The organism is Nocardia sp. NPDC058497 (genome assembly GCF_042720195.1).
Lineage (GTDB): Bacteria > Actinomycetota > Actinomycetes > Mycobacteriales > Mycobacteriaceae > Nocardia.
The window spans coordinates 1-10,206 of the sequence record NZ_JBHXMY010000185.1; the positions used below are offsets into that span (position 1 = coordinate 1).

A 10,206-nucleotide genomic window follows, 5' to 3' on the forward strand; every position below is an offset into this window, starting at 1 on the left:
CAACTTGGGTGCGCAGATCCTAAGGCCCGCCGAACGCCGCTATTTTCGGCCCCTGCGGCAGCTCGTCGATCGCCTTCGCGTTTTCGGCCGGGCCCGACCTGGGGCGGGTGCGGTCGAGCGTCTCGTACACCGCGTCACGAGGTACGGCTTCAACCCGGCTGAAGAGGTCGGCGCAATCGGTGTTGGACGCCAGGACCGTCGACAGCGAGCAGTTGCCGATGACGACGGTGGTGACACCGTGGCGCAACGATTCCGACAGCTCCGGCTTGATCAGCACCTCGGCGTCGTAGTGGGTGTGCACGTCGACGAAGCCGGGCACGACCCACTTGCCGTCGGCATCGATCACCTCGGTGTTCGGTCCGACAGGCAGCGGTTCAGCCGAAACACGGTGCACGACACCGTCGATGATGCCGAGATGGCGCCGGGCGGCAGGCGCGCCGGTGCCGTCTAACCAGGTGCCACCGGTGATGACGAGATCGAAATCGGTCATGAGAGAACTACTTTCCGCTGTCGGTCGAGTGTGCTGCGATGAACTTCTCCGCGTAGCCGGCGATCGCGCCCGGGTCGGAGAAGGGCAGCCAGTGGCCGCGCGGCAGGTCGTGGCGGATCAGGTCGTCTGCCCACTGTCCGTAGTCGTCGTAGCCGGCCGGGCGCACGGCGATGTCGCGGGTGTTGACGATCAACTGGACGGGCACCGCGGTGCGCCGGTCCCGCGGGCCGAGCATGCGGGGAAGGATGTTGGCCTTGTAGAAGCGCAGGCCGGAGATCATGTCTTTGCGCAGGGTGTCGGCGACGGTGACCTGGTCGGGCCGGACGCCCTCGACCAGGCGCAGGAACAGCCGCCACATCCGTGCCGAACCGGCCACCCGGAAGAACAGGCCGGGCAGGACCGGCAGCATGAAGAACCCGGTGTAGGCCGAGGACAGGCCCTGGGCCAGGGTGTTCCAGATCGCGCGCGGCGTCGGCCTGCGCAGCGGCGCCCGCAGGAACTTGCCGAGGTGGTCGAGGTTGGGGCCCGAGATCGAGGTGAAGGACGCGACGAACTCCTCGGCGCCCTGTTCGCAGACCGCCTCCCAGATCTGGACCGATCCCCAGTCGTGCGCGAGGACGTGCACCGGCTGCTCCGGGCTGAGCTGGTCGACGACGGCGAAGAAGTCGGTGGCCAGGCGTTCGAGGCGATAGGCCGACACCGCGCGCGGAGCGCTGGACTCCCCGTACCCGCGGGTGTCGTAGGCCAGGACCCGGTATTTGTCCGACAGCAGCGCGATCACGCCGTCCCACAGGTGGTGGGTATCGGGCCAGCCGTGCACCAGTACCACGGGTACACCGTCGGGCTGTCCGTACTCGAACACTGCGAGCTCGATCTCGCCGTTTCTGACCCGGTGTTGTTGCCTCGGCACTGGCCGGACGCTGGGCTGATTGTCGAGGTGAACCGCCATGGGAATTCCTTCTGGACGCGTGCGCCACTGCACGTTGTACTCCGGGTTCGTTCAATAGTACCGCCGGTACCAGTTGTCGAGTTTCCCGGTACGCCGCCGCCCCTGTCAAGCGTGGTTCGTGTCCACAGTCGGGGATTCGCGGCCGGAACTGCCGGTATGCTGCCGAGACGGCTACGGCGACGCGGAAGAACAGGGACATGTCGATGACATCGGGGCGTGCGGCCGCGCGGATCCTCTCGCGCGACGACGTCGTCCGCGGTGCGATCCGCGCCATCGGGCGCGACGGCGCGCACGTGACGATGGGGGCGATCGCGGCCGAGGTCGGCGTCGCCAAACCACGGCTGTACCGCATGTTCGCGGACAAGTCCGACCTGGATCGGGCCGTCGCGGACTGGCTGGTCGACCAGATCTATCGCTCGGTGGCGCCGGATCTGTCGTTGATGATGCAGACCCGCCGCGCCACCGTCCACCAGTTCCTGACCGCGGCCACCGAGGTCGTGCTGACGTACCCGAACGTATTCCGGTACGTGGCGGTCACGCAGAGCGTTGCGACCGGTGACAGCTCGGCACGGCCCCTCGACGTGGGCAGGCGCCTGTCGGACGACCTGGCCGAGCGGACGAGAACACTGTTCGCCGCGGTCGGCCTCGACACCGACGGTGTGGACCACCTCGCCCGTGGCATCGTCGGGTTCCTCGTCGCGGTCACCGATCTCTGGCTCGATGTGCCGGGCAAACCGGAACCGGCCGCCACCGAGGAATTCATCGAGCGCAGTACCGATTCCGTCTGCCAACTGCTCGACGGTTTCCTGCGCGGCAAGGGCGTCGTCGTCGACCCGGACCAGCCGGTCGTCGAAACGCTGGCCGCGATCTCGCAGGGGATCACGCCACCCTGACGATGCTCTCGTACCGTGGACGACATGGGCGAGCGCATGGTGGTCATCGGTGGGGACGCGACGGGGATGGCCGCGGCGTCGCAGGCGCGCAGGCTGCGCGGCGCCGACGAGCTCGAGATCGTGGTGTTCGAGAAGGGAAACCACGCCTCGTACTCGGCGTGCGGGATTCCGTACTGGGTGAGCGGGGATGTCGCCGACGCCGACGATCTGATCGCGCGTTCGCCCGCCGAGCACCGCGCTCGTGACATCGACCTGCGCCTGCGGACCGAGGTGATCGAGATCGATCCGGCGGGGCGACAGGTGCTTTCGCGTGACCTCGGCACCGGCGCCCCATCGTGGACGAGCTACGACAAGCTCGTGCTGGCCACCGGTGCGACGCCGGTCCGTCCGCCGCTGCCTGGTATCGATGCCGAGGGTGTGTACGGCGTGCAGACCCTCGACGACGGGCAGGAGGTCATCGACGGGCTCGCGGCGGCGACCGGGCGGTCCGCGGTCGTCGTGGGCGCCGGGTATATCGGCGTCGAGATGGCCGAGGCGCTGGTGCGGAGCGGATTCCGGGTCACCATGGTCACCCGGGGCGCCGAACCCATGTCCACGCTGGACCCCGATATGGGCGCGCTCGTCCGGGAAGCCATGGTGGGAATGGGAATTCGGGTCGTGACGAACGCCGAAGTCACCGGCATGCGGACCGGCTCGGGCGGACGCGTCGAGGCGGTCACGACCGCCGACACCGAGTATCCGGCGGATGTGGTGATCCTGGGGATCGGCGTGCGCCCGGCCACCGACCTCGCCCGCCGAGCCGGGCTGCCGCTGGGCGAGGACGGCGGTCTGCTCACCGATCTCGCCCAGCGGGTGAGCGGATACGACGACATCTGGGCTGGCGGTGACTGCGTGGAGGTGCTGGACCTGGTGTCCGGCACGCTGCGCCACGTTCCGCTCGGCACCCATGCCAACAAGCACGGCCAAGTCATCGGATCGGGGGTCGGCGGCGGATACGCCACCTTCCCCGGCGTGGTCGGCACCGCGATCAGCAAAGTGTGTGATCTCGAGGTGGCGCGCACCGGCCTGGGGGAGCGGGACGCCCGGCGCGCCGGACTGCAGTTCCACTCCGTCACCATCGAATCCACCGGCCGGGCAGGCTATTTCCCCGGCGCGGAGCCCATGACGGTGAAGATGCTCGCCGAACGTCGCACCGGCCGGCTGCTCGGCGTACAGATCGTCGGCCGCGACGGCGCCGCCAAGCGCATCGATACCGCCGCGGTCGCCCTCACCGCGAGAATGACGGTGGAACAGGTGATCTCGCTCGACCTCGGCTACGCGCCCCCGTTCTCACCGGTCTGGGATCCGGTGCTTGTCGCCGCCCGCGCAGCGGCCCGCGCGGTGGCCCGAGGTCACTGACCGCTGGGATCGCAGGTCCGCGACGGGTCGATCGCGAGCCGCGGTTCTCGCGTATGCGGCAGGTGAGATATCCGCAAATGTTCAGCTATGTTACTTTTCCTTCGGCGAGACCGCTGGGCAGCAGGCGGTCGCGTATGGGTTGGCTGCTGGGTCTAGGGAGTGTCGGATGGTATCGAGTGGCCTGGCCGGTGCTCGTTCCGTCGTGGACCGGCGCGGGCCGTTCTCTGATCCACGATTCGAGCGCTTCATGGCGCTGATCGATGGACTTTCCGTCGAGTCGCACGAGATTCTGACCGGGTTCGCCGAGCGGCTGCGTGCCGTCGAGCGAATGCCTGGCGACTCGCTGGTCGACTAGCCCCGATCGGATCTTCTCTCGGGGGCTTACCCACTTCTGTCCATGTATCTGGGACGTATGCCTCACTAAATCTGTGCCGGTCAGCGCGCTGAAAGCTGCCCTGCTCGCTTCCGCCTGTCCGAAATTGGTCTTTGCCGAGGTATTGACCTGGACTCGTTGTCCAACCTAAATTGCAGGGACACCGTGTCCCACATAATCGGGACGCGCGGCACACAGGAGTGCGTACATGACACAGAAGGTGTTCGTCGTCGGCGTCGGGATGACGAAGTTCGAGAAACCGGGCGCACTGGAATGGGACTACCCCGACATGGCCAGGGAGGCGGGCACCAAGGCGCTCGCGGACGCGGGCATCGACTACGACCGCGTCGAACAGGCCTACGTCGGCTATGTGTACGGCGAGTCGACCTCGGGTCAGCGCGCGGTCTACGAGCTCGGGCTCACCGGCATTCCGGTGGTGAACGTCAACAACAACTGCTCCACCGGATCGACCGCGCTCTACCTCGCGGCGCAGGCGATCCGCGGCGGCCTGGCCGAGTGCACGCTGGCGCTCGGCTTCGAGAAGATGCAGAAGGGTTCGCTCGGTTCGACATTCGACGACCGTGAGCAGCCGATGATGCGCCACCTGCTCGCGCTGGCCGAACTGCAGGAGTTCGCGATGCCGCCCGCGCCGTACATGTTCGGCGCCGCGGGCAAGGAACACATGGAGCGCTACGGCACCACCGCCGAGCAGTTCGCCAAGATCGGCGTGAAGAACCACAAGCACTCGGTGAACAACCCGTACGCGCAGTTCCAGAAGGAATACAGCCTCGACGAAGTACTGGCCGCCAAGCAGATCTACGGCCCGCTCACCAAGCTGCAGTGCTCGCCGACCTCCGACGGTTCCGGCGCGGTGATCCTGGCCAGTGAAGCGTTCGTCGACCGGCACAACCTGGCCGATCGCGCCGTGGAGATGGTCGGGCAGTCGATGGTCACCGACCTCGAGTCCACCTTCTCGACCCAGAGCGCGATCAACCTCGTCGGCGCCGACATGTCGCGCACCGCGGCGCTGAAGGTCTACGAGCAGGCGGGCATCGGCCCCGAGGACGTCGACGTCATCGAGCTGCACGACTGCTTCTCCACCAACGAACTGCTGACCTACGAGGCGCTCGGCCTGTGCGCACCCGGCGAGGGCGGCCGCCTCGTCGACGACAACGCCACCACCTACGGCGGCAAGTGGGTCGTCAACCCGTCCGGCGGCCTGATCTCCAAGGGGCATCCGCTCGGCGCCACCGGCCTGGCCCAGTGCAGCGAACTCACCTGGCAGCTGCGCGGCGATGCCGACGCCCGCCAGGTCGACAACGCGCGAATCGCCTTGCAGCACAACATCGGTCTCGGCGGCGCGGTCGTGGTGACCGCCTACCGCCCGGCCAACCGCTGACCTTCCCCCACGAAACCCGAGGAGTACCCCCATGGCATCTGTGTCCGTTTCCACCGATCTTCCCGTCACCCCCGAGCAGGCGTGGGCTCGCCTGAGCGACCTCGCGAACTGGGAGGACTGGCTGACCATCCACCAGGGCTGGCGCAGTGAGCTCCCCGCCGAGCTGACCGCGGGCTCGCGTTTCATCGAGGTCGTGTCGGTGATGAACATGGCCAACAAGATCGAGTGGACCGTCGCCGAGGTGGACCCGAACAAGTACCTGCGCATCACCGGCACCGGAATGGCCGGTGTCACCGTCGAATTCGCGCTGAAGGTGGAGTCGACCGAGTCGGGCTCGAGTGCCGCGTTCGACGCCAGCTTCAAGGGCACCATGATCGTGGGCCCGATCGGCAAGGCCGTCGCCAAGCACGCCGAAGCCGACCTGAAGGCCTCGATGGCCAAGTTCACCGAGCTCGTCGGATCGGCCGCATGACCACTTCGGAATCGGCCGGGGTCGTCTTCGACGGCTCCGGCCTGGGGGAGTGGACCGACGAGGAGCGGTTCTCGGTCACCGCGGAACGGATCGCGGAATACGCCGCGGCGACCAATGATCCGATCGACGCCCACCGCAGCGGCGAGATCGCGCCGCCGGTGTTCGCGGTCGTCCCGGTGTTCACCTCGATGGCACCGGCGGCGCTGTCGGTGGCGCCGGTGGAACTGCTGATGAAGCTCGTGCACGGTGAGCAGGACTTCCTGTTCCACCGGCCGATCCGGGCGGGCGACGAACTGGTGGTGCGTGCCAAGCCGATCGGCTACGTGGGCAAACCGAACGGTTCGACGGTGGTCGTCTACGCCGAAACCCGCGACGCCGCAGGTGAACTCGTCAACGAGCAGTGGATGACGGCGTTCTTCCGCAAGGTCGACGCGGGCCCCGGCGAAGGGGATCAGGCACCCGAGCACCGGATCACCGACACTGACCGGGCGAGCCAACCGGTCGCGAAGGTCACCGCGCACATCGACAGCGACCAGACCTTCCGCTACTCGCCCGCCTCCGGCGATCCGATGCCGATCCACCTCGACGACGAAATCGCCAGGATGGCAGGGCTTCCCGGCATCATCAACCACGGTCTGTGCACCATGGCGTTCACGTCCTGGGCCGCGCTGACCGAACTCGCCGGCGGTGACACCGCGCGCCTGCGCCGCCTCGCCGTGCGCTTCGCCAAGCCGGTGCTGCCGGGCCAGGACATCACCACGACCATGTGGCGCACCGCCGCCACACCGGGCGTCGCCGCCTACGCCTTCGAGACCGAAGCCGCGGGCCAGATCGCGATCACCGACGGCCGCGTCGAATTCAACGAGGAGAACTGAACTCATGGGAAAGCTTGACGGTCGCGTCGCAGTCGTCACCGGCGCCGGGCGCGGTATCGGCCGCGAACACGCGCTGCTGTTCGCCCGCGAGGGCGCGAAGGTCGTGGTCAACGACCTCGGCGGCGCCAACGACGGCTCCGGCAGCGATGCCGGACCGGCTCAGCAGGTGGTCGACGAGATCGTCGCCGCCGGTGGGCGGGCAGTCGCCAACACCGACAACGTCGCCACCTGGGACGGCGCGAAATCCCTTGTCGACCAGGCGATCAGCGAATACGGCACGCTCGATGTGCTGGTGAACAACGCGGGCATCCTGCGCGACGCGTTCATCGCGGGCATGGCGGAATCCCAGTGGGACGCCGTCATCGCCGTGCACCTCAAGGGCCACGCCGCCACCCTGCACCACGCCGCGGCGTACTGGAAGGCCCAGACCAAGGCGGGCGTGCCCGTCAACGCGGCGGTGATCAACACCGCCTCGGCCTCGGGCACCTTCATGCCCAATGCGGGACAGGGCAACTACGGCGCCGCCAAGGCAGGCATCGCCGCACTGACCCTCGTCGCCGCCGACGAGCTCGAGCGCTACGGCGTGCGGGTCAACGCGATCGCCCCGATCGCGCGCACCCGGCTGACCCTGGCCACCCCCGGCATGGGCGCGCTGTTCGCCGCCGAGGTGCCCGAGGGCGAGTTCGACGCGTTCGCCCCGGCCAACATCTCGCCGCTGGTCGCGCACCTGGCCGAGGCCGGCTGCCCGCTCACCGGCAAGGTGTTCGCGGTGCAGGGCGGCGCGATCGTGGAACTGGCGGGCTGGCACGACGTGCGCACGGTCGAGACCGACGGTCCGTGGACCATCGATGAGGTCGCCGCCCAGCTGAAGGAGACCAGCTAGCCATGGCACGCAACAGCTATGAGCTCGGCGTCGGCGTCAGCGAGGACCACCTGGCTCTCGCCGACGCGGTGCACGGGTTCGTCGAACGCACCATCACCGCCGAGATCGTCCGCGCGGCAGTCGAATCCAGTGAGGCGGGCAAGCAGCTGCCCTACTGGGACGCGCTCGTCGCGCAGGATCTGCTGAGCCTGCACGTCGCCGAGGACCTGGGCGGGCAGGGAGCGGGTCTGCTGACACTGGCCGTCGCGCTCGAGCCGCTCGGCCGTGGCCTGCACACCGGCCCGTTCGTGCCGACGGCGCTGGCGAGCGCGGTGCTGGCCCAGGCCGGTGGGGCATGGGCGCAGGCGCAACTGCCCGGTCTGGCCGACGGGTCGCGTACCGGTGCGGTCGCGTTGTCCTCGAACCTGACCGGTGTGCTGCGTGACGGTGCGCTGGTTGTGGACGGCACCGCCGACGGTGTGGTCGGTGCGGTGTCGGCGGATGTGATCATCGCGCCGGTCACCGTCGACGGCGAGCAGCGGTGGGTCGCGTTCGAGAACGCCGATCTGACCGTCGCCGCGCAGGACAATGTCGACGTGCTGCGCGCAGCGGCTCGGCTGCAGGCGGATTCGGTCGAGGTGTCGGCGGCACGGGTGCTCGCGGTGACCTCCGCGCGGGTGCGGTCGGTCGCGGCGGTCGTGCTGGGCGCCGAGGCGGTCGGCGTGATGTCGTGGTGTGTCTCGACCGCGTCCGAATACGCCAAGACCCGCGTGCAGTTCGGCAGGCCGATCGGGCAGTTCCAGGGCGTCAAGCACAAGTGCGCGCACATGGGTATCGCGCTGGAGAAGGCACGCGCGGTGCTGTGGGATGCCGCTTACGCGCTGGATCGCGACGACGAGACCGCCGACTACGCGGCCGCCGTCGCCGCGCTGATCATCCCCGATGCCGCGGTGCAGGTCGCCCAGGATTGCGTCCAGGTCCACGGTGGCATCGGCTTCACCTGGGAACACGACGCGCACCTGTACTACCGGCGCGTGCTCGCGCTGCGCGGTCAGTTGGGTGCGCGCGACGAACGCGCCGAGGCGGTCGCCGGCTACGCGCTGTCGGGGCTGACGCTGTCGAGCGAACTCGAATTGCCCGCCGAGGCCGAGCAGATCCGGGCCGGTATCCGGGCCGAGCTCGCCGAGATCGCGCAGATCGACGACGAGGACGACCAGCTCGTCGCGCTCGGCGACGGCGGCTGGAACCTGCCGCATCTGCCGCGCCCGTACGGTCGTTCGGCCTCGCCGCTCGAGCAGGTCGTGATCTCGCAGGAGATCAAGGCCTCCGGTATTCCGATGCCGCAGCTGCTGATGGGTACCTGGGCGGTCGGCGCGATCGTCCCGCACGGCGACGAACGGCAGAAGCGGGAGCTGGTCGTTCCGACGTTGCGCGGCGAGGTCGTGTGGTGCCAGCTGTTCAGCGAACCGGGCGCGGGCTCGGACCTGGCGAGCCTGACCACCAAGGCGACCAAGGTCGACGGTGGCTGGCGGGTCACCGGGCAGAAGATCTGGACCACGGTCGCGCAGTTCGCGGAATGGGCGATGCTGATCGCGCGCACCAGCCCGGACAAGCCCAAGCACGAGGGCATCACCTACTTCGTGCTCGATATGTCCAGCCCCGGCATCACGGTGCGGCCGCTGCGGGAGATGACCGGATCAGCGCTGTTCAACGAGGTGTTCCTCGACGACGTGTTCATCCCCGACGAGAACGTCGTCGGCGCGGTCGACGACGGCTGGCACGTGGCGCGCACGACGCTGGCCGGTGAGCGGGTGGCGCTGAGCCAGAAGATGGAGGCCTACGCCACCGACGCCGACCTGCTGAAGTTCGCTATCGGGCGGGACCTGTCACCGGTGGCGCGCTACCACGTCGGCGAGCTCATGGCCGAGAGCAGGGCGGTGGACGTGATCGGTTCGCGGGTGGTGCTCAAGCAGCTGTCCGGCATCGATGTCTCGACCACCTCCAGCGTCGGCAAGCTGCTGGGTATGGCACTGGGACAAGCGATTTCGGAGTTCGTCGTCGCCGAACTCGGCATCGCCGGTGTCGTCTCGGTGCCGGGGGAGCGCAGTGATCACGCGATGGAACAGCTGATCGCCGGGCGCGCCACCACCATCTACGGTGGCACGACCGAGGTGCAGCTCAATGTCATCGGCGAACGGATGCTGGGGCTGCCCCGCGACGCGTCGGTGACCGCCTGAGGGTGCTCACGGTCGCGGCCGGACCCACCCGCCGAAGGCGTCCTGGAGGGTGAGGGCCGCGGCGATCGACAGGTGGTCGCGGCCCGCCCCCGCGACCACCTGCACACCCAGCGGCAGACCGTGGGCGCCCCGGCCGAGCGGAACCTGCGTCACCGGCAGGCCCCCCGCGCGGAACCGGGCGCCCCCGGGGGGTGCCGCCCCCGCGCCCCGGGGGGGGGCGGGGGGGGGGCGGCGCGGGGGGGGGGGGGGGGTGGGGGA

Annotated in this window: 9 protein-coding genes and 2 pseudogenes; 8 read left to right on the forward strand and 3 right to left on the reverse strand. The window is 68.9% G+C overall.

The window, feature by feature from the left end; all coding sequences use genetic code 11:
• Positions 1 to 25 precede the first annotated feature (25 nt).
• Together ACFWPJ_RS14900 and ACFWPJ_RS14905 are read right to left on the reverse strand one after the other, a co-directional pair.
• Positions 26 to 490: pseudogene (locus tag ACFWPJ_RS14900) on the reverse strand (amidohydrolase family protein); the annotation flags it as partial.
• A gap of 7 nt (positions 491 to 497) precedes the next feature.
• Positions 498 to 1,439 carry an alpha/beta fold hydrolase gene (locus tag ACFWPJ_RS14905; RefSeq protein ID WP_378851392.1) on the reverse strand — a complete coding sequence of 314 codons (942 nt, stop codon included), beginning with the start codon at positions 1,437 to 1,439 and terminating at the stop codon, positions 498 to 500.
• A gap of 203 nt (positions 1,440 to 1,642) precedes the next feature.
• On the opposite strand from ACFWPJ_RS14905, the gene ACFWPJ_RS14910 reads away from it, so the two are divergent.
• The 8 genes from ACFWPJ_RS14910 (at position 1,643) to ACFWPJ_RS14945 (ending at position 9,948) form a co-directional block, all read left to right on the forward strand.
• Entirely contained in the window at positions 1,643 to 2,332 is a 690-nt protein-coding gene (locus tag ACFWPJ_RS14910) for a TetR/AcrR family transcriptional regulator (protein ID WP_378851395.1), read from the forward strand.
• A 24-nt stretch (positions 2,333 to 2,356) separates the two neighbouring features.
• Positions 2,357 to 3,730, forward strand: coding sequence for an FAD-dependent oxidoreductase (locus ACFWPJ_RS14915; protein WP_378851398.1), 1,374 nt, complete (start codon positions 2,357 to 2,359; stop codon positions 3,728 to 3,730).
• 166 nt (positions 3,731 to 3,896) lie between these two features.
• On the forward strand, positions 3,897 to 4,085 hold the full coding sequence (locus ACFWPJ_RS14920; protein WP_378851401.1) for a hypothetical protein: 189 nt from the start codon (positions 3,897 to 3,899) through the stop codon (positions 4,083 to 4,085).
• 226 nt (positions 4,086 to 4,311) lie between these two features.
• A complete protein-coding gene (locus ACFWPJ_RS14925; RefSeq protein ID WP_378851404.1) occupies positions 4,312 to 5,502 on the forward strand; it encodes a lipid-transfer protein in 1,191 nt (396 codons plus the stop codon).
• A gap of 31 nt (positions 5,503 to 5,533) precedes the next feature.
• Positions 5,534 to 5,974: an SRPBCC family protein gene (locus tag ACFWPJ_RS14930; RefSeq protein WP_378851406.1), complete on the forward strand. Its 441-nt coding sequence runs from the start codon at positions 5,534 to 5,536 to the stop codon at positions 5,972 to 5,974.
• Positions 5,971 to 6,849 carry a MaoC/PaaZ C-terminal domain-containing protein gene (locus tag ACFWPJ_RS14935; RefSeq protein WP_378851409.1) on the forward strand — a complete coding sequence of 293 codons (879 nt, stop codon included), beginning with the start codon at positions 5,971 to 5,973 and terminating at the stop codon, positions 6,847 to 6,849. The genes ACFWPJ_RS14930 and ACFWPJ_RS14935 overlap by 4 nt, the downstream gene beginning before the upstream one ends.
• A 4-nt stretch (positions 6,850 to 6,853) precedes the next feature.
• Positions 6,854 to 7,732 (forward strand): SDR family oxidoreductase, encoded by an 879-nt coding sequence (locus ACFWPJ_RS14940; RefSeq protein ID WP_378851411.1) that lies wholly within the window; start codon positions 6,854 to 6,856, stop codon positions 7,730 to 7,732.
• 2 nt (positions 7,733 to 7,734) lie between these two features.
• A complete protein-coding gene (locus tag ACFWPJ_RS14945; RefSeq protein WP_378851414.1) occupies positions 7,735 to 9,948 on the forward strand; it encodes an acyl-CoA dehydrogenase in 2,214 nt (737 codons plus the stop codon).
• A 6-nt stretch (positions 9,949 to 9,954) separates the two neighbouring features.
• Here the strand turns inward: ACFWPJ_RS14945 and ACFWPJ_RS14950 are convergent.
• Positions 9,955 to 10,206: pseudogene (locus tag ACFWPJ_RS14950) on the reverse strand (amidase); the annotation flags it as partial.

Bases quoted from the DNA above. Each gene is read 5' to 3' on its own strand.
- ACFWPJ_RS14920 (WP_378851401.1), top strand. From the start codon at position 3,897: ATGGTATCGAGTGGCCTGGCCGGTGCTCGTTCCGTCGTGGACCGGCGC.
- ACFWPJ_RS14925 (WP_378851404.1), top strand. From the start codon at position 4,312: ATGACACAGAAGGTGTTCGTCGTCGGCGTCGGGATGACGAAGTTCGAG.
- ACFWPJ_RS14915 (WP_378851398.1), top strand. From the start codon at position 2,357: ATGGGCGAGCGCATGGTGGTCATCGGTGGGGACGCGACGGGGATGGCC.
- ACFWPJ_RS14935 (WP_378851409.1), top strand. From the start codon at position 5,971: ATGACCACTTCGGAATCGGCCGGGGTCGTCTTCGACGGCTCCGGCCTG.
- ACFWPJ_RS14905 (WP_378851392.1), bottom strand. From the start codon at position 1,439: ATGGCGGTTCACCTCGACAATCAGCCCAGCGTCCGGCCAGTGCCGAGG.
- ACFWPJ_RS14945 (WP_378851414.1), top strand. From the start codon at position 7,735: ATGGCACGCAACAGCTATGAGCTCGGCGTCGGCGTCAGCGAGGACCAC.
- ACFWPJ_RS14910 (WP_378851395.1), top strand. From the start codon at position 1,643: ATGACATCGGGGCGTGCGGCCGCGCGGATCCTCTCGCGCGACGACGTC.
- ACFWPJ_RS14930 (WP_378851406.1), top strand. From the start codon at position 5,534: ATGGCATCTGTGTCCGTTTCCACCGATCTTCCCGTCACCCCCGAGCAG.
- ACFWPJ_RS14940 (WP_378851411.1), top strand. From the start codon at position 6,854: ATGGGAAAGCTTGACGGTCGCGTCGCAGTCGTCACCGGCGCCGGGCGC.